At 75.6% G+C, this 23,180-nt stretch carries 18 protein-coding genes and 1 pseudogene; 12 read left to right on the forward strand and 7 right to left on the reverse strand.

Annotated features, from left to right (window positions below):
• The 4 genes and pseudogenes from ACFQ8Y_RS03370 to ACFQ8Y_RS03385 all read right to left on the reverse strand — a co-directional run.
• Positions 1 to 743 (reverse strand): annotated as a pseudogene (locus ACFQ8Y_RS03370) (hypothetical protein); the annotation flags it as partial.
• Positions 740 to 1,765, reverse strand: a complete 1,026-nt coding sequence (locus ACFQ8Y_RS03375) for a glycosyltransferase family 4 protein (RefSeq protein ID WP_430562419.1) — start codon at positions 1,763 to 1,765, stop codon at positions 740 to 742. The pseudogene ACFQ8Y_RS03370 and the gene ACFQ8Y_RS03375, both read right to left, overlap by 4 nt.
• Positions 1,762 to 3,231 (reverse strand): O-antigen ligase family protein, encoded by a 1,470-nt coding sequence (locus tag ACFQ8Y_RS03380; protein WP_430584605.1) that lies wholly within the window; start codon positions 3,229 to 3,231, stop codon positions 1,762 to 1,764. The genes ACFQ8Y_RS03375 and ACFQ8Y_RS03380 overlap by 4 nt, the downstream gene beginning before the upstream one ends.
• The gene (locus ACFQ8Y_RS03385) at positions 3,228 to 5,273 is read right to left on the reverse strand and encodes a glycosyltransferase (RefSeq protein ID WP_430584606.1); all 2,046 of its coding nucleotides are present in this window, start codon (positions 5,271 to 5,273) and stop codon (positions 3,228 to 3,230) included. The genes ACFQ8Y_RS03380 and ACFQ8Y_RS03385 overlap by 4 nt, the downstream gene beginning before the upstream one ends.
• Positions 5,274 to 5,469: 196 nt before the next feature.
• Between ACFQ8Y_RS03385 and ACFQ8Y_RS03390 the strand changes: the two genes are divergently transcribed.
• The 3 genes from ACFQ8Y_RS03390 to ACFQ8Y_RS03400 are packed head-to-tail and all read left to right on the forward strand — an operon-like array spanning position 5,470 to position 9,034.
• Positions 5,470 to 6,504: an NAD-dependent epimerase/dehydratase family protein gene (locus ACFQ8Y_RS03390; protein WP_430584607.1), complete on the forward strand. Its 1,035-nt coding sequence runs from the start codon at positions 5,470 to 5,472 to the stop codon at positions 6,502 to 6,504.
• Positions 6,501 to 7,838 carry a methyltransferase domain-containing protein gene (locus ACFQ8Y_RS03395; protein WP_430584608.1) on the forward strand — a complete coding sequence of 446 codons (1,338 nt, stop codon included), beginning with the start codon at positions 6,501 to 6,503 and terminating at the stop codon, positions 7,836 to 7,838. Before ACFQ8Y_RS03390 ends, ACFQ8Y_RS03395 begins: the two co-directional genes overlap by 4 nt.
• Positions 7,835 to 9,034 carry a class I SAM-dependent methyltransferase gene (locus ACFQ8Y_RS03400; RefSeq protein WP_430584609.1) on the forward strand — a complete coding sequence of 400 codons (1,200 nt, stop codon included), beginning with the start codon at positions 7,835 to 7,837 and terminating at the stop codon, positions 9,032 to 9,034. The genes ACFQ8Y_RS03395 and ACFQ8Y_RS03400 overlap by 4 nt, the downstream gene beginning before the upstream one ends.
• Here ACFQ8Y_RS03400 and ACFQ8Y_RS03405 read toward each other — a convergent pair.
• Together ACFQ8Y_RS03405 and ACFQ8Y_RS03410 are read right to left on the reverse strand one after the other, a co-directional pair.
• Positions 9,006 to 10,595, reverse strand: a complete 1,590-nt coding sequence (locus ACFQ8Y_RS03405; RefSeq protein WP_430584610.1) for a DUF222 domain-containing protein — start codon at positions 10,593 to 10,595, stop codon at positions 9,006 to 9,008. The genes ACFQ8Y_RS03400 and ACFQ8Y_RS03405 overlap by 29 nt on opposite strands.
• Positions 10,596 to 10,778: 183 nt before the next feature.
• On the reverse strand, positions 10,779 to 11,357 hold the full coding sequence (locus ACFQ8Y_RS03410; protein WP_430548792.1) for a dTDP-4-dehydrorhamnose 3,5-epimerase family protein: 579 nt from the start codon (positions 11,355 to 11,357) through the stop codon (positions 10,779 to 10,781).
• 175 nt (positions 11,358 to 11,532) lie between these two features.
• On the opposite strand from ACFQ8Y_RS03410, the gene ACFQ8Y_RS03415 reads away from it, so the two are divergent.
• Genes ACFQ8Y_RS03415 through ACFQ8Y_RS03440 form a run of 6 tightly spaced genes read left to right on the forward strand, consistent with a single transcriptional unit; the run spans position 11,533 to position 18,055 of the window.
• Positions 11,533 to 12,978 (forward strand): glutamate-1-semialdehyde 2,1-aminomutase, encoded by a 1,446-nt coding sequence (locus ACFQ8Y_RS03415; RefSeq protein ID WP_430584611.1) that lies wholly within the window; start codon positions 11,533 to 11,535, stop codon positions 12,976 to 12,978.
• A complete protein-coding gene (locus tag ACFQ8Y_RS03420) occupies positions 12,975 to 13,826 on the forward strand; it encodes a sugar phosphate nucleotidyltransferase (RefSeq protein ID WP_430547287.1) in 852 nt (283 codons plus the stop codon). Before ACFQ8Y_RS03415 ends, ACFQ8Y_RS03420 begins: the two co-directional genes overlap by 4 nt.
• Positions 13,827 to 13,833: 7 nt before the next feature.
• Positions 13,834 to 15,048 carry a polysaccharide pyruvyl transferase family protein gene (locus tag ACFQ8Y_RS03425; protein ID WP_430584612.1) on the forward strand — a complete coding sequence of 405 codons (1,215 nt, stop codon included), beginning with the start codon at positions 13,834 to 13,836 and terminating at the stop codon, positions 15,046 to 15,048.
• Positions 15,045 to 15,695: a PIG-L deacetylase family protein gene (locus ACFQ8Y_RS03430; RefSeq protein WP_430584613.1), complete on the forward strand. Its 651-nt coding sequence runs from the start codon at positions 15,045 to 15,047 to the stop codon at positions 15,693 to 15,695. Before ACFQ8Y_RS03425 ends, ACFQ8Y_RS03430 begins: the two co-directional genes overlap by 4 nt.
• The gene (locus ACFQ8Y_RS03435) at positions 15,692 to 16,576 is read left to right on the forward strand and encodes a glycosyltransferase family 2 protein (RefSeq protein WP_430584614.1); all 885 of its coding nucleotides are present in this window, start codon (positions 15,692 to 15,694) and stop codon (positions 16,574 to 16,576) included. The genes ACFQ8Y_RS03430 and ACFQ8Y_RS03435 overlap by 4 nt, the downstream gene beginning before the upstream one ends.
• A 12-nt stretch (positions 16,577 to 16,588) precedes the next feature.
• Positions 16,589 to 18,055 carry a DUF4038 domain-containing protein gene (locus ACFQ8Y_RS03440; RefSeq protein ID WP_430584615.1) on the forward strand — a complete coding sequence of 489 codons (1,467 nt, stop codon included), beginning with the start codon at positions 16,589 to 16,591 and terminating at the stop codon, positions 18,053 to 18,055.
• A gap of 9 nt (positions 18,056 to 18,064) precedes the next feature.
• On the opposite strand, the gene ACFQ8Y_RS03445 is transcribed toward ACFQ8Y_RS03440, so the two are convergent.
• Positions 18,065 to 19,261, reverse strand: a complete 1,197-nt coding sequence (locus ACFQ8Y_RS03445) for a glycosyltransferase family 4 protein (protein ID WP_430562407.1) — start codon at positions 19,259 to 19,261, stop codon at positions 18,065 to 18,067.
• Between the two features lie 174 nt (positions 19,262 to 19,435).
• Between ACFQ8Y_RS03445 and ACFQ8Y_RS03450 the strand changes: the two genes are divergently transcribed.
• From ACFQ8Y_RS03450 to ACFQ8Y_RS03460, 3 genes are read left to right on the forward strand one after another with little or no spacing between them, the layout of a single operon-like run.
• Complete coding sequence (locus ACFQ8Y_RS03450; protein WP_430584616.1) at positions 19,436 to 21,025, forward strand: lipopolysaccharide biosynthesis protein; 1,590 nt, start codon at positions 19,436 to 19,438, stop codon at positions 21,023 to 21,025.
• Positions 21,026 to 21,048: 23 nt separating this feature from the next.
• On the forward strand, positions 21,049 to 22,107 hold the full coding sequence (locus ACFQ8Y_RS03455) for a glycoside hydrolase family 99-like domain-containing protein (protein WP_430584617.1): 1,059 nt from the start codon (positions 21,049 to 21,051) through the stop codon (positions 22,105 to 22,107).
• On the forward strand, positions 22,104 to 23,159 hold the full coding sequence (locus tag ACFQ8Y_RS03460; protein WP_430562404.1) for a glycosyltransferase family 4 protein: 1,056 nt from the start codon (positions 22,104 to 22,106) through the stop codon (positions 23,157 to 23,159). Before ACFQ8Y_RS03455 ends, ACFQ8Y_RS03460 begins: the two co-directional genes overlap by 4 nt.
• Positions 23,160 to 23,180 lie beyond the last annotated feature (21 nt).

Consider the following 23,180-nt stretch of genomic DNA (forward strand, 5'->3'; position numbering starts at 1 on the left):
GGGGGGCAGCCGTCGCGCGCGCCCCCCCCGGCGGCGGCGCCGCGGTGGTCGTCGTGGCGGGGCCCCCCGGCGGCCGCGCCGGCGCGCCGGGCGGGGGGGGGGTGGGCGCCGGGGGCCCCCGACGCCGGGCGCCGGTACCGCTCGACGTCCACGCCGTTGGTGACCAGCACGACCGAGCGGGCGTCGGCCTTGCGGGCCGCGAGCGTGGGGGAGCAGACGGTGACCGCCGCGGCGTGCTCCACCAGGTAACGGTCCGACTCGGCGACCCGGCGGGACTCGGCCGGGCCGCGCGTGGCCGCCGTCCAGTCGTCGGTGACGTCGTACAGGGTGGGCCAGCCGCTGACGCGCGCCAGCGTGGCGCCGTACGGGTCGTTGACCCACAGCACCGGCAGTGTCAGCCCGAGGCGGCGCGCGGCCCGGACGACGACGGCCGCGCGCCGCTCGTCGCCGTGCGGGGCGACCCGCCGGGGCAGCAGCTTGGTCGGCTCGAGCAGCCAGAGGCGGCGCGGGCCGACGCCCTCGACGTCCGGGGCGGGCCGCAGCCCTCGACCGGGCCGTGGCCGGGCGCCACGGGTCACGGCGTGCACAGGGTCGCTGACCGGCTCGACGAAGAGCACCCGGGCCGACGGGCGTTCGCGCAGGAGACCGGCGACGAGGTACTGGTTGCGCCGCCAGACGTCGTCCCACGGCTCGAGCGACATCACGACGATGTCGGGGCCGACGGTCTCGCGGACCGGTGTCACGACAGCACCTGCCGGTACACGCGCTCGGTGGCGGCCGCCTGGCGTGCGACGGAGAACTCGGCCTGCTGCCGGGCCTGCAGGGCGGCGCCGTAGCGGTCGCGCCGGCGGGGGTCGTCCGCGAGGGCGCGCAGCCGCCGCCCCGCGTCGTCGACGTCCCCGGTGGCGTACAGGCCGGGTCCGCCGGCGGAGCCGAGGGACTCGACGTGCCCGCCGGAGCCGTCGGCCACGACCGGGACGCCGCTCGCCATGGCCTCGAGCACGCTCAGCCCGAAGCCGTCGCCGGGGGTCGGGGCGAGGAAGAGTCCCGCGTCGGCCAGGAGCGCGGGCACGTCGTCGCGGTGGCCGAGGAGATCGACGGCCCCGTCCAGCCCGAGCTCGCTCACGAGCTCCTTGGTCGCCACCTCGAGCGAGCCCGACCCGGCGACCCGCAGGCGCCAGCCGCGGTCGGCGAGCCCCGACGCCGCGAACGCCCGGACGCCGGAGTCGACCCGCTTCTCCGGCTCGAGCCGGGACGCGATCAGCACCACGGGCGACCGGAGCGCCGCGCCGCGCGGGTGCGGCCGCTCCTCGAGGCCTGCGACCACCACCCGGCTCGGGCCGTCGATGCGGTCCTGCACGAAGGCGCTGATCGCGATCTGGGCGGCGACGGTGCGACGGATCACCGGCGCGGCGACGCGGCCGGCGGCGCTGCGCCCCCGGACCAGGGCGAAGTGCCGCGTCACGACGAGCGGCACGCGGTGCAGGAGCACCCGGGGGACGAGGCACGCCGCGAGCTCGCCCGCCGTCATGTGCGCGTGGACGACGTCCGGCTGCGGCCCCCGCACGAGCGAGCGTCGCGCCCGGGCGACCGTCGACCCCGGCCTGAGCTCGACGTCGTCGCCGACGACGGCGCGCATCGGCTCCTCCGCACCGCCCACCACCGCGACGACGTGGCCCGCCCGCGCCTGCGCCCGCGCGAGGCGCGCGACGTGGGCCTCGACGCCGGCGTACGCGTCCGTCACGACGACGTGCGTGATCCTCATGAGCGGCCACCGGGGAGCAGGAGCTCCTCGCCCTGCGCCGGGACCGGCTGCTCCACCGGGGCCAGGGCGGCTCGCGCCGCGCGTCGACGGACGCGCGCCGGCCGGTCGTCGAGGAGGGGCGCTCCTGGCGCCTTCGCGAACCCTTCGGCGCCCAGGCAGACCCCCACGAGCAGGAAGGGCAGGGACACGATGATCGCGACCCAGAACTGGTCGAACTGGCTCGCCACGAGGCGCGACGCGAGCAGGGCGACGGCGAGCGTCCCGAACCGGCGGTCCATCCGCCACGCGACCACGAGCGTGCCCAGCATGAGGACCGCGAACCCGGCGAGGCCGACGATGCCGACCGAGGACAGCACCTCCGCGACCGCGTTGGGCGGTTGGAACCCGAGCTCGGGCCCCACGGTCCACCAGCGCAGCCCGGCGCCGAACCACAGGTGCTCCCGCCAGACGTCGAACCCGCCCTCGATGCCCACGGCGCGGAACGCCGTGGAGTTGAACGGGTCGTCGCCGGAGAGGTCGTCCTGCACCCGGCTCGCGACGAAGATGGCGGCGGGGGCCATGGTGAGCAGCATGAGGATCGGGGTCTGGCGGCGTCCGCGCCCGGCACGCAGCGCGAGCACGATGAGGCCGACACCCAGGCCGACGATCGCCTGGCGAGACTGCACGGCCATGAGCGCGAGCACGAGCAGGTAGAAGGCCGGAACCCGGAACCAGGCCGGCCACCGCAGCCACGGCTGACGCACGAAGACGAGCAGGGCGACCGAGGCGAAGATCGGGCCCGCGAGGTTCTTGTGCAGCTCGAACGGCCAGCTCGGGTAGACCGGCGACACGTCGCCCTGCGCGAGCTGCACGGCGGCGGTCGCGCAGGCGTCGAGCGCGATCGCGAGCACGAACACGGTCAGGAGCGTCAGCCCGAGCGTCGCGTGCCCGGACCGCCCCACCGCCCAGCCCACGACCAGGGCCCCGCCCACCAGCAGCCACGCGTGGAACCACTCGATCGAGTTCTGGGCGAAGGGGGTGGCGACGACGGCGAAGAGCGTCGCGAGCTGGTACACCGCCGACAGCCAGAGCATGGACCGCAGGGCGGGCGTGAACGGGCGCGGTGAGAAGAGGACGGCGACCCAGAAGGTCGCGAACAGGGTCACGTCGCCCAGCGACATGTTCAGGGAGTCCCCGCCCACCCGCTCGGCCACGACGAAGGTGGGCATCGCGACCACGGGGACCAGCGAGGGGTCGTAGAGCATCACGCAGGCCAGCACCACGACGGAGGTCACGGCCACCCCGAGGGTGAGATCGTGGGCGAGCACGTAGGTCGCCGCGAGGACGACGACGCCGAGGACCGCGGCCCACGTCGCGACGCGCGTCGTGGACAGCAGGCTCGACACGATGCCCGTCTTCATGCCCGTCCGCGGCTCCCCGCTCGTCCGCGGGCGCAGGTGGTGGGCGCCGGGCCCGCCGGCGCTCACGACGGCACCGCTTCGCGGTCCTCCAGCGACGCCGGCCCGCCGAGGTACGCGCGCAGACGCCGCTGGGCGTGCTCCCGGCGGGGCCCGCGCAGCGCGGCGGAGCGCAGCACCGCACCCGCGACGAGACCGGCACGGGCAGCGGTCCAGCCAGCCGCACCATAGTGCTTGCGCAGGTAGCGCTCCTGCGACGCGTGGAAGTGCAGCTCGCGGACCCGGACGTCACCACCCGTGCCCGCGCCCTCGTGCACGACCTCGGTGGTGGGCACGAGGGCGTGTCGCCAGCCCTGCCGGTCGGCCCGGTACGCCCAGTCGGTCTCTTCGGCGTAGAGGAAGAACCGCTCGTCGAGCCCGCCGACACCGCGCAGCGCGGCTGCGCGGATCAGCAGCGCTGAGCCGATGACGAAGGTGCGCTCACGCGGCAGCCGGAGCCGGCCGAGGCCGGCGGCCTCCAGCCATGCCCGCGCCGGAGAGGGGAACGGCCAGACGACGCGTCCCGGTCGGCCCGCGCCGTCGACCTGCGAGGGGCCGACGCTCGCCAGCCCGGGGTCCGCGTGCAGGGCCTCGTGGAGCGTCGCGACGGTCTCGGGCCCGACGACGGCGTCGGGGTTGAGGAGGAACACGTCCGCTCCGGGGTCCTGCCGGTGCGCGAGCGCCACGTTGACGGCCGCCGCGAACCCGAGGTTGCGCCCGGGGTCGTGGTAGGCGGCGCCGAAGACTTGGGCGAGCGCGCGGTGCCGCGGGTCGGACGAGTTGTCGACCACGGTGATCGGAAAGGCTCCCGCCAGTGGCTCGAGCGCGGAGCGCAGCAGGTCGGGGTGGCCGTAGGCGACGACCACCACCTCGACGCGGGGGGCCGGCCGACCTGCCGTGCCTTCGTGCGCGGCCGGACCGTGGTCGCGTGCCGGCGCGCCGAGGGCCGCCTCGTAGACCGCGCGGTACCGACGGGCGACCTCGGGCCACGAGCACTCGCGTGCACGATCGAGCCCGGCCAGGCGCAGCGTGCGCGCGGTCCGCGGGTGGGTCGCCTGCCGGATCCCGTCCAGCAGGGCATCGGGTTCGTCCGGTGCCACGAGGACACCGGCGCCGGCGACGAGGTCCGGCACGGAGCCGACACGGGTCGCCACGACCGGGGTGCCGCACGCCATCGCCTCGACCACCACGCGGCCGAACTGCTCGGCCAGGCCCGGGGCGTGCCTCGACGGCACGACCAGGACGTCCAGCCCGCGGTAGAACGCGGGAAGGTCGTCGGTGTCGAGCGGGCCGAGGAAGTCGACGCGGTCGCCCAGCGGGGCGGCGACCCGCCGCAGCCGCGCCTCCTCCGGACCGGCGCCCGCCACCACGAGGTCCAGCGCCTCGTCCCGGGCGACGGCCGCGAGGAGCACGTCCACCCCCTTCTGGGCGGTGAGGCGCCCGGCGTACCCGACGCGCACCCGTCCCGGCGTGCGTGGCCCGGCCGGCCGCCTCCCGAGCTCTGCTTCGTCGACGGGAGAGAACACGGTGGTGTCGAGACCGAGCGGGACCCGCTCGACCAGCCCCCGGGCGCCCTTGTAGCGCACGATACGGGCGGCGTCGTGGTTGCAGGTGACGACGGCGGCGGCGCCGCGCAGCGCGGCCGCCTCGAGCGCCCGGAACGGCCACGGGTACCGCTTGAGGAGGTTCTGCGCGGAGTAGAGGAGGTACGGCGCGGGGCGGGAGCGCCGCCCACGCGCCGCGTCCACGAGCCGCCGCGCGGCGCGGACGCCCAGGATCTCGGCGGTCGCGAGCGCCACGGGCTCCTCGTGGATGTCGAGGACGTCCCACTGCTCGCCGAGCACCCGCCACAGGGCCCGCGGGTCGTAGAGGAACAGGGCGGGGTGCCGGCCGAACGTGCGCGCGGTCTCGAGCTCCTCGTCCGGCGAGGGCGCGGGGCGCACGTCGCGGCCGCCCTCGTCCCAGACGGCGGCCGTGAGGACGCGGACGTGGTCGCCGCGCCGGCGCAGCTCGGCCTCGCGGCCGCGCCACGCGTCGACCACCGCGCTGTGGGAGATGCGCAGGATCCTCATGGCTCCCGATCCTCGTCGCCGGGGTGCGGCCGGGGAACGTCGCAGGCCCGGAATCACCCGGGTGACGAGGCTTTTCACCCCGGGCAACCCTCACGGTGGGAGGCGGCCGCTGGTTAGCGTCGAGGCGGCGGTGAAGCCACCGGCCCGCGGGACTCCCTGCCCGCCGGACCGGCCGGACGACGACGGGGGACGGACGATGCGAGTGCTCGTCGATGGTGACCGCGGGTACGTGGGTGCGGTGCTGGTGCCGTTCCTGCAGGCGGCAGGCCACGAGGTGGTCGGCCTCGACGCCGGCTGGTACGACGGCTGCGACTTCGGCCCTCCGGTGACGGGGTACGAGCAGCGCACCGGCGACGTCCGGGACGCGCGGCCCGAGGACCTCGCCGGCTTCGACGCCGTGATCCACCTCGCGGCCATCTCCAACGACCCGCTGGGGCACCTGAACCCCCAGGCCACCTATTCGGTGAACACCGACGGGGCCGTGCGCATGGCGCGGGCGGCGAAGGCGGCCGGGGTGACCCGCTTCCTGTTCTCGTCGTCGTGCTCCCTGTACGGCGCGGCGGGCGACGAGCCCGTCGACGAGGGTGCCGAGTTCCACCCCGTCACCCCGTACGGGGAGTCGAAGATCCAGGCCGAGCGCGGCCTTTCCGCGCTCGCCGACGACGACTTCTCGCCCACGTTCCTGCGCAACGCGACCGCGTACGGCTCGTCGCCGCGGCTGCGCGCCGACATCGTGGTCAACAACCTCACCGGTACCGCGTACACGCGCGGGGAGGTGCGGCTGGCGTCCGACGGGACGCCGTGGCGCCCCCTCGTGCACGTGGAGGACATCGCGCGGGCCTTCCTCGCCGCGCTCGAGGCCCCCCGCGAGGTGGTGCACGACCGAGCCTTCAACGTGGGCCGTGACGAGGACGTCGTCCAGATCCGCACCGTCGCCGAGCAGGTCAGCGACGTCACCGGGGCGCCCGTGACGTTCGCCGCGGGGGCCGGGGCGGACACCCGCAACTACCGGGTCGACTTCACGCGCATCCGCACCGAGCTTCCCGCCGCCGCACCGCGCTGGACGGTGCGGGACGGGATCCGGCAGATCTGGCAGGACGTCCACCGGTTCGGGCTCACCGCCGACGACTTCGAGGGCCCGCGCTTCGTGCGCCTGCACCGGGTGAGCGAGCTCGCCGCCAGCGGCGCCCTGGACCTCGAGAACCTGCGCACCACGGCGGTGTCGGCATGACCGCCGTGTCGGCGGCGCGGCACGCCGCCACGCCCGAGAGGTCCGCCGCGCCCGAGGGTTCCGCCGTGCCCGCGCCGTCGTGCCGGCTCTGCGGCGCCCCGCTCACCCGCACGTTCGTGGACCTCGGGATGTCGCCGCCGTGCGAGAGCTACCCGACCGCGCAGGAGGTGGACGGCCCCGAGGTCTTCTACCCCCTGCACGTGCGGGTGTGCGAGCAGTGCCTGCTGGTCCAGCTGCCGGCCTACGTGCCGGCGGAGGACATCTTCGACGACTACGCCTACTTCTCCTCCTACTCCGCGTCGTGGGTGGAGCACGCACGGCGGTACGTCGACGACGCCGTCGGGCGCCTCGGCCTCACCCCGGAGCGGTCGTTCGTCGTCGAGGTCGCGAGCAACGACGGTTACCTGCTCCAGCACGTCGTCGACCGGGGGATCCGCTGCCTCGGCATCGAGCCGTCGGGCAACGTGGCCGCGGCCGCGGTCGAGCGCGGTGTGCCCACGGTCGTGGAGTTCCTCGGCGAGGAGACGGGGCGGCGCGTGCGCGCCGAGCACGGGCCCGCGGACCTCGTCGTCGCCAACAACGTCTTCGCGCACGTGCCGGACATCGTCGACTTCTCGCGTGGCCTGCGGCAGCTCGTCGCCGACGACGGGCGCGTGTCGATCGAGATCCCGCACCTGCTGCGCCTGGTCGAGGGCAACGAGTACGACACGATCTACCACGAGCACTACAGCTACCTGTCGCTCCTCACGACGCAGCGCGTCCTGGCCGCCGCCGGGCTCACCGTGGTGGACGTCGACGAGCTGCCCAGCCACGGCGGCTCGCTGCGCACGTGGTCCGTGCCGACCGCCGAGGCGGGGACAGGATCCGACGACGCCGCGCCGGAGCCCTCCGCCGCCGTCGCCCGCGTCCTCGCCGCCGAGGCCGCCGCGGGCCTGCACACCCTGGAGGGGCACGCGGGCTTCGCGGAGCAGGTCGCGGCCGTGCGCGACGACGTGCTGCGCTTCCTGCTCACCGCACGCCGCGAGGGCAAGCGGGTGGTGGCGTACGGGGCGCCCGGCAAGGGGAACACGCTGCTCAACCACTGCGGCGTGCGCTCCGACCTGATCGAGTTCGCCGTCGACCGCAACCCCTACAAGCACGGCCGGTTCACCCCCGGCATGCACCTCCCCATCCACGCTCCCGAGGCGCTCGACGCCGCCCGGCCGGACTACGTCGTCGTCATGCCGTGGAACCTGCGGCGGGAGATCTCGGCCCAGCTCGCGCACGTCGCCGACTGGGGCGGCCGGCTGGTGACCTTCCTGCCCCGCCTCGAGGTCTTCGAGCCGGGCACGTGAGCGCCGTCGTAGCGGGCTGGCGCTGCCGGTGGTGCCGGTCGGACCGCGCCACGGTGGTGCTCGACCTGGGCGCGCAGCCCGCGGCAGACCTGTTCCCCGAGCCGGAGGCGCCCCTCCCCGACCCGGTGCACCCGTTGCGCATGGTGATGTGCGACCGGTGCCGCCTGGCCCAGCTCGAGGAGGACCCGACCGGTCCCGAGGAGCCGCGCGGCGTAGAGCCCGCCGCTCTCGTCACGCAGGCGCGGGCGGGGGTGGCCGACCTCGTCGGCGGCGGGCTGCTGGGCCCGGGGACCTGGGTGGAGGAGATGCGCTCCCCGCACGGGGGCTCCTGGTCGGCACGCGTGCACGAGATCGTGCCCGACGCCGTGCTGCTCGACGGCCCCGGCACGGTGCCGGGGCTCGCCGCCGACCTCGTCGTCGACTCTCTCGGCCTCATGCACGAGCCCGACCAGCGTGCGGCGTGGAACCTGCGCCTCGACTCCCTCGCCCCCGACGGCGTCGTCGCGCTGCACGTGCACCCGCTGTCCGTGATCGTGCGCGACGGCACTTGGAACGCGCTGCGGCACGGGCACTTCGCGTACTACTCGCTCACGGTGCTCGTGGAGATGGCGCGCAGCACCGGTCTCGTGCCGGTCGGGCTGTGGCGCTACCCGCTGTACGGCGGGACGCGGCTGCTCGCGCTGGCGCGCGAGGGGTCGCAGCCCGCCCGCCGGCACGCCCGCGCCGCGGGCGACCTCGTCGCCACCGAGCTTGCGGCCGAGGCCGCGGCGGGGACCACGGAGCCGGCGGTCGTGTCGGTGCTCCAACGGCAGGTGGCCCGGTCGGCGGCGGCGCTCCGTGACTGGCTCGACGCGAGCGAGGGGAAGGTCGTCGCCTACGGCGCCGCGTCGCGCGCGGTCGCGCTCTTCGCGCTCGCCGGGGTCACCGCCGATGACGTGCTCGCCGTGGTGGACGCGTCCCCCGCGAAGCGAGGCAGGTCCATGCCGGGCGGCCCGGGGCCGCGGGTGCCCGTGCTCGGGCCCGACATCCTCGCCGAGATCCGCCCCGACCGGGTGCTGCTGCTGGTGCCCGACCTCCTCGACGAGGTGCGGTTCGCGCATCCGGAGGTGGAGGCGCTCGGGGGTCGCTGGGTGGTCGTGGAGCCCGAGCCCGTCGAGGTCGAGCCGCTCAGCCGGGACCGCGGTCACCGTCGCTGAGCGTCGCGACCGCGACGGAGTCCCGAGCCACGGGTATCCGCGTCACGGGCTCTCGGGCCGCGGGCGCCCGGGCCGCGGGTGCTTCCGGCTGCCGGGGGTTCGACGCCGCCGCGGCAGGTGGTGGTGCGGTGCCGAACGCGGAGCGTCCGTGGCGGTCGGTGAAGAGCCACGTGCCGCCGTCGCGACGCATGGTGATGCCGAGCGCGTCGACGCGGTCGTGGTGGTGCCGGCACAGCAGGGCGGAGTTGTCGACGGACGTGCTGCCGCCGTCCGCCCAGTGGGTCACGGCGTGGTGGACCTCGCAGCGCGACGGTGGCTCGTCGCAGCCGGGCCAGGTGCACCGCCGGTCGCGGGCGACGACGGCGCGTCGGAGCTGGCCGGTGACGGTGCGCCGGGCGCGCCCGACGTCGAGCACCTGCGACTCCGGGCCGAGGACGACCCGCGTCACCTCGCTGTCGCACACGATGCGGCGCAGGAGGGACGGGGGAAGCGGGCCGCGGCCGTCGACGAACTCGGCGGGGTCGACGCCGAGGGACTCGGCCCAGCTCGCGGCGGAGGAGCCGACGTCGGGGGCGCCGGCGGAGAGCAGGCGGCGGAGCTCGGTGACCGAGACGGTGACGGTCAGGTGGGGCCGCACGGCGGATCCCGACCCCACGCTCCCCGCGTCGAGGGTGACGCGTGCGAGGTCGGCGAGGGCCTGGGCGCGTCGTTGCGCAGGCGTGCGGGTCTCCCCGGCGCCGGGGCGGCCGGACACGGCGTCGAGGGCGGCGCGCAGCACCTGGCCGTGCTCCTCCGTGAGGAACCCGGCGAGGTGGTAGCCGTCCCACGTGGGCGACAGATCGACGAACTCCTTCTCGCGCGCGTGCGCGTAGCCCCGCTCGTCCGACTCCGGGTCCGTCACGTATGCGAACCGCCGGACCAGCCGGCGGAACTGCGCGGGCGTGTACCAGGAGCCGGTGGCGAGCAGGTGCTCCTCGCCGGTCGGTGGGGCGAGGGCGGCGTCCGGCGCTTCCGGGTTCTCGCCGTCTGTCGCCTCGCCGTCCGTCGCCTCGCCGTCCGTCTCGCTCGCGGTCGGCGCGGGGGCGACGAGCGCGTCGCGGCGGGCCTCGGAGGTCGGGGCGACGTCGACGATGGCGCGCAGGTGGTCGGCGCCGAGCCGACCGTCGAGCGCGGCGGCACCGGTCGCCGGGAGGAGGTCGCGCAGGGCGTGGGCCGTGCGGACGTCGCGGCGCGCGGTGGCCAGCCCGACGTTCTCCGCGCGGGCGAGCCAGTGCGCGAAGGTGCGTGACCCGTCGAGCGACCACCGGACGTCCGACTCCAGCGCGGGCAGCACGCGCCACCGGGCGGCGTCCACCCGGGTGCCGAGCGTCCTGAGCCGGCCGGATGCCTGCTCGAGGACGTCCCGGCCGACGTCGTGCAGGCCGGCCTCCTCGACGGCCGCCGCGAGCGCGGCGAGCCCGCCTTCGAGGGTGGCCAGGGCATCGAGCAGCCGGGACGCCGGTGTGGCTCTCGGCAGCGCCGGGACGGCGGGTACCGGAGCAGGGGCGGTGGTGGCGGGCATCGTCCCTCCTCGGTCGGCGCGCCGTGACACGAAGGACGCTATCGAACGGACGTTCGAACCATCTCGGGTGCCGGCGAGACCTGTGGAGGAGTCGGTCGTCCCCAGGGGGAGGGGCAGGTTCGCCGCGGCGCCACGCCGCGGTGCGTCCCCGGGGAGGGGCGTGCCGCACGTGCCCGCGTCGGCCTACAGCACGTCTGCGCCGGGCCCCGACGTCGCGCCGCCGAGCTGCTGGACGAGCGCCACCCACGACCCGGCGGCGGCATCGCGGTCGCTGACGAGCGAGACGGGCAGCGGCCACCGGACCCCGAGGTCGGGGTCGAGGTGGTGCACGGCGACGTCCTCGGCCGGGTCGTGCTCGGCGTCGATGCGGTAGCAGACGTCCGCGGTGTCGGTGAGCGTCTGGTGGCCGTGCAGGCAGCCGCGCGGCACGTACAGGACGTGGAAGTCGACGTCGTCGAGCCGGAACGCCTCCCACCGGCCGAACGTCGGCGAGCCAGGCCGGGCGTCGACGACGACGTCGTGCACGGCGCCGTGCGCGACGCGCACCAGCTTGGCCTCGCCGCCCCCCACGCGGCCGTGCAGCCCGCGCACGACGCCGCGCCGCGAGCGGGACTGGCTGTCCTGCACGAACGCCGCCGGGTCGAGGCCGGCGCGCTCGGCGGTGGCGGTGTCGAACGTGCGCGTGAACAGCCCGCGCTCGTCGCGGTGCGGGGTGGGGGCGAGGATCAGCACCCCGTCGAGGGTGGTGGGCAGCACCTGCATGTCCACACGCTACGAAAGCGGGCGCGACCCGGTCGGGTGAAGTCGGCCGGGGGCCCGGATGAAAAGGCCCGCGGGGCCTTCAACGCCGCCGGGACGCGCCGCAGACTGGCGGCGGGGCCGGCCCCCTGCCGGCCCCACCAGGCTTACGACCCACCTCCCGACACCCGGGGGCACCATGACACAGCTGGCGCAGCACGCTTCGCAGCCCGACCAGATGCAGCCCGACCCGACGCAGCCCGGGGAGCCCGTCCGGTCCTTCGAGCGGTCCACGGCCGCGCAGGCCCGGCTGCACCGTCTCGTGCCGGGCGGCGCGCACACCTACGCCCGCGGGGCGGACCAGTACCCCGAGGGCATGGCCCCGGTGCTGGCGCGGGGCGCGGGCGCGCACGTGTGGGACGTGGACGGCAACGAGTACGTCGAGTACGGGATGGGGCTGCGCAGCGTCACGCTCGGCCACGGCTTCCGGCCCGTGGTGGACGCCGTGACGGCGGCGATCGCCGACGGCGTGAGCTTCTCCCGGCCCAGCCGGTGGGAGCTGGAGGCCGCCGAGGCGTTCTGCGCGCAGGTGCCGGGCGCCGACATGGTGAAGTTCGCGAAGAACGGCTCCGACGTCACGACCGCGGCCGTCCGGCTGGCGCGCGCCGCCACGGGCCGCGACCTGGTCGCCGTCTGCGCGGACCACCCGTTCTTCTCCACCGACGACTGGTTCATCGGCACGACCCCGATGGACGCCGGGATCCCGCGGGCGATCAGCGACCTCACGGTCCGCTTCCCGTACGGCGACCTGGCCGCCGTGGAGGCGCTGCTCTCCGCGCACGAGGGCCGGGTCGCCGCCGTCGTCCTCGAGGCCGCGACCGCGCACGCGAGCCCCCCGCCCGGCTATCTGGAGGGGCTGCGCGCCCTGTGCGACCGCACCGGGACGGTGCTCGTGTTCGACGAGATCATCACCGGGATGCGGTGGTCCGCCGGCGGCGCGCAGACCGTGTACGGCGTCGTGCCGGACCTGTCGACGTGGGGCAAGGCGCTCGGCAACGGGTTCGCCGTCTCGGCGCTCGCGGGCCGGCGGGAGCTCATGGAGCTCGGGGGGCTGGCGACGGACGCGCGCCGCGTCTTCCTGCTCTCCACCACCCACGGCGCGGAGACGGCGGGTCTCGCGGCGTGGCTGGCGGTGCACCGCGAGTACGCCGCGCGCGATGTGCCCGGCGTGATGGCCACCCAGGGCGAGCGGCTGCGCGCCGGGGTGCAGCAGGTGGTGGACGCCGCCGGGCTGACCGGCTGGGTGACGGTGTCCGGGCATCCGGCGTGCCTGGTCTTCGGCACCCGCGACCACGACGGCGCGCCCTCGCAGGCGTATCGCACCCTGTTCCTCGCCGAGCTGCTGCGCCGGGGCGTGCTGGCGCAGTCGTTCGTGATCTCCGCCGCGCACACCGACGCGGACGTGGACCGGACGGTCGAGGCCGTCGCCGGGGCGCTGCCCGTCTACGCCGCCGCCCTGGACGCGGGCGGCACCGAGGGCTTCCTCGTCGGCCGGCCCGTCGCCCCCGCGCTGCGGGAGCGGGCCGCGCCGCGCCGTGTCCGTCAGACGCCCGACGACGGGCAGGCCCTGGGAGGGACGTCATGAAGGTCGTGCTGTTCTGCGGCGGGCTGGGGATGCGGATGCGGTCCGGCCCCGACTCGCTGCCCAAGCCGATGATGCCGATCGGGTCGCGACCCGTCCTGTGGCACATCATGAAGTACTACGCGCACTACGGGCACACGGAGTTCGTGCTCGCGCTGGGGCACGGCGCGAACGCCGTGAAGGACTACTTCCTCCACTACTCGGAGACGCACTCCAACGACTTCGTGCTCACCAAGGGCGGTGAGCACGTCGAGCTGCTCAGCAGCGACATCAGCGAGTGGCGCATCACGTTCGTCGACACGGGGATCGACACGGCGATCGGCGAGCGGCTGCGGCGCGTGCGGCGGTTCCTCGACGACGACGAGGTGTTCCTCGCCAACTACGGCGACGTGCTCACGGACGCCCCGATGGACCGGATCGTCGACGACTTCCTCGCCACGGACGCCGTCGGGTCGCTCATGGCGGTGGCCCCGCAGGACTCGTTCCACGTGGTGCGGTACGACCCGGACGGCACGATGCGCGACCTGGAGCCCGTCGCCGACATGAGCATGTGCATCAACGGCGGCTACTTCGTGCTGCGGCAGGGCATCTTCGACTACCTCGGCGAGGGCGAGGACCTCGTCATGGACGCCTGCGTGCGCGCCGCTCGCGCCGGCCGCTTCCGCGTGCACCCGCACACCGGGTTCTGGGCGCCGATGGACACGCTCAAGGAGCGCTCCGCGCTGGAGGAGATGAACCGCGTGGGCGACCGGCCTTGGGCGGTGTGGGACCGCGGCGCGCGCCCCGCGCCGCGGCGCGTGCCCGAGGTCGAGGTCGGCGAGGTCGTGGGTCCGGCTCGTGCCGGCGCGTGAGGTCCCGGTGCCTGAGCCCCCGGTGCGTGAGGTGAAGGTGCACGTCGGGCTGCTGGGCGAGTTCGGGGTCCACAACTTCGGGAACGAGGCGTCGCTCGCCGCGATGCTGGGCGTGCTCCGTGCCGACGACCGGCTGGTCCCGGTGGTGGTCGCCGACCGCTGCGAGGCGGTGACGGCGGAGCACGGCGTGGCGGCCGTGCCGTTGCACCATCCCGGTGTCCGTCGCGGGGGAGCGGGCGGCCTGCTCGGCAAGCTGGCCGACGCGCGCCGCGCGTGGCGCACGGTCGGCGACCTGGACGCCGTGGTCGTGCCCGGCACCGGGATCTTCGAGGGGCTGGCGATCGCCCCCGGGGGGATCCCGCTCACCCTCTTCTGGTACGCGCTCGCCGCCCGCCTCCGACGACGGCCGTTCCTCGCCCTGTCGGTCGGGGTCGACGCCGCCTTCCACCCCGTGACGGCGCGACTGTTCCGCTGGACGCTCTCCGCCGCGACCCTCGTGACGGTGCGCGACGACGGGTCGGCGCGCGCCGCACGCCGGCTGGGGGTGCGACGCCCCCTCGACGTGGTGCCCGATCTCGTCCTCGGGCTCCCGGCCCACGGCGCCCCCCGCCGTGAGCGTCCGCGCGTCGTCGTGGGAGTCATCGACTACCGGGGCCTCGGGACGGCGGAGGGGGAGGCGGACCGCGCCGCCTACGTCGCGCGGATGGTGCGGGTCGTCCAGCGGGTGGTGGCGTCCGGCGCCGACGTCGTCGTGCTCGGTGGCGCGCTGCCGGACGCGCCGACCGCCCGCGAGGTCGCCGCCCGTGCGGCGTCGGCCGGCCCCGGCAACGTCGAGGCCGTGGAGGCGGGGTCGCTGGCGGACGTGGCGCGGGAGACGGCCGGGTCACGGGTCGTCGCGGCGGCCCGGTACCACCACCTCGTGACGGCGCTGCGGCTGGGGGTCCCGGCCGTGTCGCTCGGCTACGGCGCGAAGCAGGGACGGCTGCTCGAGCAGTTCGGCCAGGGGGACCAGGTGCACACGGTCGACGGCTTCGACCCGGACGAGGTGGCGGACCAGGTGCTCGCCCTGCTGCGGGAGCCCGCGCCGGACACGAGGCCGGTGCTCGCGGACGCGGCCCGGCGGCTGGCGGCCCAGGAGGAGCGGCTCCGCGACGTCCTCGCCTCGACGCTTCCCGGAGCCGCCGCCGGCAGCCCGCACGAGTGGTCGGGGGCCGCCCGATGATCGGCCTCGCGCTGCCCGACGGCCCGCTGCGGGTGGTGTGCCTCGCCGCGCACCCGGACGACGTCGAGATCGCCTGCGGCGGCACGCTCCTGGCGCTCGCGGCGCGGGGTGGTGTCGAGGCGGCGTACCTCACGCTCACCGGCGACCTGTCCCGCCAGGACGAGGCGCGCACCGCCGCCGAGGCGTTCCTCCCCGGCGCGACGAGCGTGTTCGGCGGGCTGCCGGACGGGCGCCTGCCGGACCGGTGGGGTGAGGCGCGGGCCGTGCTGCACGAGCACGCCGAGCGGGTCCCGGCACCGGACCTGGTGCTGGCGCCGCGGCCCGACGACGCGCACCAGGACCACCGGCTGGTGGGGACGATGGCTCCGACCGTCTGGCGCGACGCCCTCGTGCTGCACTACGAGATCCCCAAGTGGGACGGCGACATGGGTCGCCCGTCGACCTACGTGCCGGTCCCCGACGCGCTGGCGCGGCGCAAGGTCGAGCTGCTCGACGCCTGCTACGCCTCCCAGAAGGCTCACGACTGGTGGGACCACGAGGTGTTCCTCGGGCTCCTGCGCCTGCGTGGGATGGAGTGCCGCAGCCGCTACGCCGAGGCGTACACCGTGACCAAGAGCGTGCTGTCGCTCGGCCGGGGGACACCGTGACGCGGGGCGCGCCGGCCCCGGTGCTGTCCTTCGGGCTGCCGGTGTACAACGGCGAACGGTTCCTCGAGGGAGCCCTCCAGGCCCTGCTCGCGCAGGACCTGGAGGACCTCGAGGTCGTCGTCTCCGACAACGGCTCGACCGACGGCACCCAGGAGATCTGCCGGGCCGTCGCCGCGGCCGACCCCCGCGTGCGGTACCTCCGCGCCGAGACGAACCACGGTGGGACGTGGAACTACCGGCGCGTCCTCGAACGGTCCGCGGCCCCCCTGTTCAGCTGGGCGGCCGTGGACGATCTCTGGCTCCCCACGTTCGCCTCCTCGTGCGTGCGGGCCCTCGACGAGCGCCCCGACGCCGTGCTGGCGATGACGCGGGCCCGGCTGGTCGACGGCGACGGCACGGTCACCGACGGCCTCGGGGACGCGGACCTCGGGTTGGACGCCGACGCCGCGCACGAGCGGCTGCGCCGGTTGTTCCGGTCGCAGGCGTCGCACGTCATGTACGGCGTGATCCGGCGCTCGGCGCTCGCCCGTGCGCGCCCTCTGCGCCCGATGGTGGGCGACGACATCGTGCTGCTGACCGAGCTGCTCTGTCAGGGGCCGGCCGTCGTCGTCGACGACCGGGCGTTCCTGCAGCGGCGGGTGCCCGAGCAGCTCTCGCTGCAGGGCCAGGAGCAGGTGAAGTGGCACGCGCCGTCCGCGCGGGTCCGCTTCGCCTTCCCGCAGACGCGGCTCAACCTCGAGCTGTACCGGGCCGTCGCGACGACGCGACTCCCGCTCCGGGAGAAGGCGCGGTGCTGGACGCAGATCGTGCCGGGCTGGGTGCTGCCGAGGTGGCGGGGGATGGCCCGCGACGTCGCGACCGCCGCCGGCTTCGCGGGCTGAGCGGACGGCGTCGTGGCGCGGGAGACGTCGCACGGGCGGAGACGCCGGGTCGTCGCCGTCGTGGCGACGACGGCCGTCGTCGCGCTCGCGGTCGCCGGTGCCGCGTGGTGGTGGGACCGGGAGCACCAGGGGCAGGCGAGCCGGATCGGTGGCACGGCCGGGCCGGTCGCCGCGGAGCTGCCCGCGACGCCGCCGACGGCGCCCGAGACGCCGGACGGGGCACACCTCGTCACGGGCGTCGGACCGGACGGGCGGTACTTCGTCGACCAGGACGGGGCGCCGGTCCTGGTGCGCGGCGACTCGCCCTGGTCGCTGCTGGTCGACCTGTCGCCCGAGGAGGCGCTGACCTACCTGGACGACCGGCAGGGGCGCGCGGTCAACGCCCTGATCGTCTCGCTGCTGGGCGCGACGGCCAACGGCGGGCCGTCCGACGACGGCGCGACCGCGGACGGTCTGCTCCCGTTCGTGGACGGTGACGTCCTGTCCTGGGTGCCGGAGTACTGGGACCGGGCCCACGCGACCCTCGCCGCCGCGGCGGAGCGCGGCATGTCGGTGTTCCTCTACCCGGTGGACGGCTGGACGGTGGGTCGCGCGTTCTCGCCGTCCTCGCAGCAGGAGTGCCGTATCTACGGCGAGCGGGTGGGCACGTGGGCAGCCGACCTGCCCGGCGTCGTCTGGATGACGGGCGGGGACTACTTCCCCGCGGCGGACGACCCGGCGGCCGGCAGCGACGTCGACCGGTGCTTCGACCAGGTGGTCCAGGGCATCCGCGACACGGGAGACCACCGGCCGTTCTCGATCCAGCTGGGCTACCCGCGCTCCGTCACCACCGACGACCCGTACTGGGCCTCCCGGGTGGACTTCACCTTCGTCTACTCCTACCCGCCCGCCTACGACGCCGTCCGGCAGGCCTACGACCGCGAGCCCGCCGTCCCCGCGCTCTTCGCCGAGGGCGGCTACGAGGGCGAGAACAACGACGGCGGGCCGCCGACGAGCCCCGAGTCGCTGCGGCGTCAGGCCGCGTGGGCCCTGACGTCGGGTTCGCCGGGGGACTTCTACGGCAGCGACGACTGGGAGTTCCTCGACGGTTGGCAGGGCCGCCTCGACGCGCCGGGCCTCCGACAGGTCGGCGTGGTGCGGGACGTGGTCGAGGCGCTCCCCTGGTGGGAGCTGCACCCCTCCGACGACCTCGTCGTCTCCGGCGCAGGGGCGGCGCGGACCGGCGACACGACGGACGTCCTCGACGGCAACCGCGCGACGGCGGCGGCCACGGCAGACGGTCGCGCCGCCGTCGTCTACGTCCCGACGGAGCGTGTGCTCGGGCTCGACCTGGCGGTGCTCGCCTCCGCGGGGAGGGCGCGCTGGGTGGACCCGTCGTCCGGGGCGGCGACCCCTGTGGCGCTGACCGAGCGGATGCGCACCCCGGGGCGGAACGCCGACGGCGCGGGCGACTGGCTGCTGGTGATCGGACCGGGCTGACGCCGGCTCTCAGGTCGCGGGCATCCCCGCCGGCCTGACGGACGTCAGGCCGAGGTCGCTGAGGACGACGTCGAGGGTCCGCCGCGCCGCACGCCAGTCGTGCGCCCGCGCGTGTCGCAGGCCGCGTTCACGGGTCGTGGCCAGGAACACGCTGTCGTCGGCGAGCCCCTCCAGGGCCGCGGCCAGGGCGTCGGGGGACCCGGGCGGCACCAGCACCCCGGCGTCGCCGGCCGCCTCGGGGATGCCTCCGGTCCGTGCGGCGACGACGGCGGCGCCGGACGCCATCCCTTCCAGCACGGTGAGGGCGAACGGCTCGGCCCACCGGGAGGGCACCACCACGACGTCGGCGGCGCGCATCAGGGCGGCCACCTCGTCTCGGGGCCGGAACGGGAGCCAGCGCACGGCGTCGCCGAGCGGCCGGGCGGCGGCCCGCAGCTCGCGCTCGTACCGGGTGAGGGGCGCGCCGGGGGCGAAGTGCGGCGTGCCGACGACGGTGGCGACCACGTCCGGCCGGCGGAGCCGGAGCAGGGCGTCCACGAGGACGTCCGGCCCCTTGTCGGGCACGGTGCGCCCGACGAACACGACCCGCAGCCGCTCCCCGGCGACCCGTTCGGCGTCACCGGGACGGAAGAGCGCGGTGTCGACCCCGTTGTGCACCACTCGAACGCGGTCACGCAGGCGCGGCGGCAGGCGGTCCGCGGTCCGCTCGGCGACGTAGCCGCTGACGCAGACGACGGCGCCCGCGGGGTCGAGCACCCGGGCCGCCTCCCGCGGGGAGTACGTGCGCAGCAGCTCGTTGTGCGCGTAGAGCACGGCAGCGTGCCGGTCGACGTCCACGAGCGGGACGAGCTGGGGGAGGTTGTGGCCGAGGACCACGGAGGCGGGCCACCGCGCCTGGTCCGCGAGCGCGGCGGCGAGCGGCCGCCGGGCGCCGGTCCGGGGCAGGCCAAGGCGCGCCGCCGCGGCGTCGCGGTAGCGGTCGGCGCGCTGCTGCGGCACGGGGTCGTACTCGACGACGTCGGCGCTCGGGTAGCGGTCGGGGTAGGTGCCGCGCGCGACGGCGACGACCGACCGCGGGGCTCCGGGCGGGGTCGCGGACGCGAGGCCGTGCACGACCGAGGGCAGGGCGCTCCCGGTCGAGGGGGAGAAGTGGTCGCCGGGCGTGATCACGTGCAGGTGGCTCCCGGCCGGGACTCCGATGGCCATGCCGTCGAGCCTAGGTCGGGGGCGGCGTCCTCCCGGGGGTGAAACGTGCTCGCGCCCGGCTGAAAAACCGCTCCGGCCCTCGGAATGCCGGCGGTCGTCGGAAACGATGGCCGGTGTGACAGCACACGTCGTCCTCGTCCGCGCCGACCGTCCGGCGGCGGCCCGGTGCGTGCGATGAGCACGGACGAGAGGTCCGCCCCACCGGCGCCGGTACCGAGCGCGGACGCGCCCGGCGAGGCCATGACGCGCGGCGAGCTCCAGGACCGGGCGATCCGGGGCGCCCTGTGGACGTTGGTGCACGTCGCCGTGATGCTGCCGCTGGCGTTCGCCGTCAACATCGTCGTCGCGCGAGTCCTCGGTGTCGTCGACTACGGGCGCCTCGCGTACCTCTCGACCGTGCTCGCGCTCGTCCTCACGACCATCGACCTGGGCGTCGGGACCGGCCTCGTCCAGTTCGGGTCGAAGGCGCACGCCGCCGGCCGGTTCGCCGAGGTGCGGCACATGCTCCAGGCGGCGCAGGGCTACAAGATGCTCGTGGGCGTGCCCGTGGTGGGCACGGCGGTGCTGCTGCTCATCGACGCCGATCCTGTGCTCACGGTGATCGCCCTCGTCTTCGGCGTGCTGGTGCCCCTGACGTTCTCCGGGGCGGGCGACGCGCTCGCCATCGAGAACAAGACGGCGCAGAACGCGCAGGCGGCGATGGTCGTCAACCTCGTCGCGCAGGTCCTGGTGGTGGTCGCGGCCACGACGGTGGGCACGGCCGACGCCATCTGGGCGGTGCGCCTCGTCGCGGCCGGCCTGGGCGCGGTGGCCTACCTGTACTTCGTGGCGCCCCTGTACCGCAGGGTCCTGCTGCGCCCGCGTCTGCGCCGGTTTCCGCCGGGCTTCTGGGCGTTCGCGCTGCCGGCCGGCGCGGCCGGCCTGGTCGAGGCGTTCGTCTCGTCGCGCAGCGAGGTGCTGGTGCTGACCTGGATGTCGGAGCCGGAGGCCGCCGGAGTGTTCGCCCTCGCGATCGGGCTCGGCGTCCACCTGTTCGCCCCGGCGCAGTCGCTGCTGGGGCCGCTCGTGCCGGCGATCTCGGGGCTGCGCGAGGTGGACCACGAGGCGGTGGCGCGCGCGCTGGGCCGCGCGCTGCGCGCATCCTCGACCGCGACGGCGGGCGTGGTGGCGGCGGCGACCCCGGCGTTCGCGCTGCTCGTCCCGACGATCTACGGTGCCGAGTTCTCCGCCGTGCCCCCGGTGCTCGTCGTCCTGAGCGTGGCCGGCGGCCTGCTGGTGATGGCCGGACCGCTCAAGGCGTTCCTCATGGCACGGCTCAAGGGCACCTGGCTGCTGTGGGCGAACCTCGCCTGCCTGGTGGTCGACGTCGGGCTGACGGTGGCGCTGATCCGGCCGCTCGGGGTCTGGGCCGCGGTGCTCGGCAACGCGACGGCGGCGGTGCTGCTCTTCGGCGGCCTGCTGGTCCTCGAGGCGCGGTCGCTGGACCTGCCGGTCCGGCGGGCGCTGGCCATGGTCCAGCCGTTCGTGCTCGGCGCCGCGATCTCGGTCCTGACGTGGTGGGGCGTCGACGAGGTCGGGGCGCCCCCGGTGCCGTCGGCGGTCGTGGCCGCCGTGCTGGGCCTCGGGCTGTTCGTGGGCGCGGTACGGCTCACCCGGTCGGGCCTCACGCCCGCCGATGCCGACGCGGTGGCCCGGTCCGTGCCGGCGCGGGTGCGCGCCGTGGCCGTGCCGCTGCTCAAGGTCGTCTCCGCGAGCCGGGCATGACGTCGAACGAGAGGGACGAAACGTTGGAAGCCAGGGCCGTCGCCTTCTACCTGCCGCAGTTCCACCCGATCCCCGAGAACGACGCGTGGTGGGGCCCGGGGTTCACCGAGTGGACCAACGTGGCGCGGGCGCGCCGCCTGTACCCGGGGCACCGGCAGCCGCTGGTGCCCGCCGACCTCGGCTTCTACGACCTCCGGCTGCCGGAGGCGCGGGCCGCGCAGTCGGAGCTGGCCGCGCAGTACGGGGTGGAGGCGTTCGCGTACTGGCACTACTGGTTCGGCAACGGGCGCCGCATCCTGGAGCGCCCGTTCGCCGAGGTGCTGGCCTCCGGCGCGCCCGACGTGTCGTTCTGCCTGGCGTGGGCGAACCAGACGTGGAGCGGCATCTGGCACGGCGAGGCCGACCGCATCCTGGTGCAGCAGCACTACCCGGGCGTCGAGGACCACACCGCCCACTTCGAGGCCGTGCTGCCCGCGTTCCGCGACCCGCGCTACCTGCGCGTGGGCGGGCGGCCCGTCTTCTACGTCTTCCGCCCCGAGGAGCTGCCCGACGCCGCGGACTTCGTCGACCTGTGGCAGGGCCTGGCACGTAAGGCCGGGCTCGAGGGCCTCTACCTCGTGGCGGAGATGAGCGACCTGCTCGGCGGTGGGCCCCGGTACGACCGGGTCAAGGAGGACGGGTTCGACGCCGGGGTGTACATGCGGATGCCGGCCGGGGCGTCGCGGGCGGAGCTGCTGCGGATGCGCGCCCTGCGGCGGGCGGCGGGCGGGCCCGAGGTCTTCCCCTACTCGACGGACTGGTCCGGGCAGAACCGCACCGGCGACCTGGTCCAGCCGTGCGTCTACCCCAACTGGGACAACACGCCGCGCTCCGGCCGCGGGGGCGTCGTGCTGCACGGTGCGACGCCGGAGAAGTTCGGGGAGAACGTGCGGCAGGCGGTGGCGTCGATCGCGCACCGGCCCGCCGACGAGCGCCTGCTGTGGGTCAAGTCGTGGAACGAGTGGGCGGAGGGCAACCACCTCGAGCCCGACCTCCGGCACGGCCGCGGCTGGCTCGAGGCGCTGCGGGACGGCCTGCGATGACCCCGGGCACGCCACCGGGACCCGCGCGGCCCCTGCGCATCGCGATCGTCTCCTACTACCTGCCCAGCACCAGCAAGCAGGGCATCGGCTACCAGGTGCACGAGCTCGCGACCGAGCTCGCGCGGCGCGGTCACGACGTCACGGTGCTCAGCGACTGCCCGCCGGTCGACGGGGCCGTGTACGCGCACCGGCACCTGCGGATGACGGGCTCGCTGCGCACGTTCCGGTTCGCGCTCGCGCTGCGCCGCGTGGACCTCTCGTCCTTCGACGTGCTGCACGCCTGGGGCGACGACTACTGGCTGTGGCGCCGCCGCGTGCCCCGGCACGTGCGCACGCTCGCCGGGTCGTGCTTCGAGGAGGCCCGCACCATCAGGGGCGCCAAGGAGAAGGCGCGGATGGTGCTCCTCGGGCTGTCCGAGGTGCTCGCGTCCCTCGTCGCCGACCACACCGTCGTCATCTCGCCCGAGACGCGCCGCTGGTATCCGTGGGTGCGCGACGTCGTGCCCTGCGGCACGGACGTCAGCCGGTTCCGGCCCGACGCCGCGCGGCGGGCGGACCACCCCGTGGTCCTGTTCGTCGGCTACTGGCGCGGACGCAAGCGCGGCGCGGAGCTGGCGCGCCAGTTCCAGGAGACGGTGCTGCTGAAGCACCCCGACGCGGAGCTCTGGATGGTCAGCCAGGACGTGCCCGACGACGTGGGCCCCGGGGTCCGAGCCCTGGGGCGGCTGACCGACGACGAGCTGGCGCTCGCCTTCCAGCAGGCGTGGGCGTTCTGCCTGCCGAGCGACTACGAGGGCTTCGGCATCCCGTACGTGGAGGCGATGGCGTCCGGCCTGCCGGTGGTCGCGACCCCCAACCCCGGGGCGCGATACGTGACGGACGGCGGCCGCACCGCCGTCGTCGTACCGCTGGAGGACGTCGGCACGGCGCTCGCCGAGCTCCTGGCCGACGACGCGCGGCGGGAGGAGCTCGCGGCCTCGGCGCTCGAGCGCGTCCAGGAGTTCACGCTGGAGCGCGTCGTCGACCGGTACGAGTCGCTCTACCGCGCCTGACCCCTACCCGTCGGCACGCCT

Origin of the sequence: Isoptericola sp. NPDC056605, assembly GCF_042792795.1 — a bacterium.
GTDB lineage: Bacteria > Actinomycetota > Actinomycetes > Actinomycetales > Cellulomonadaceae > Isoptericola.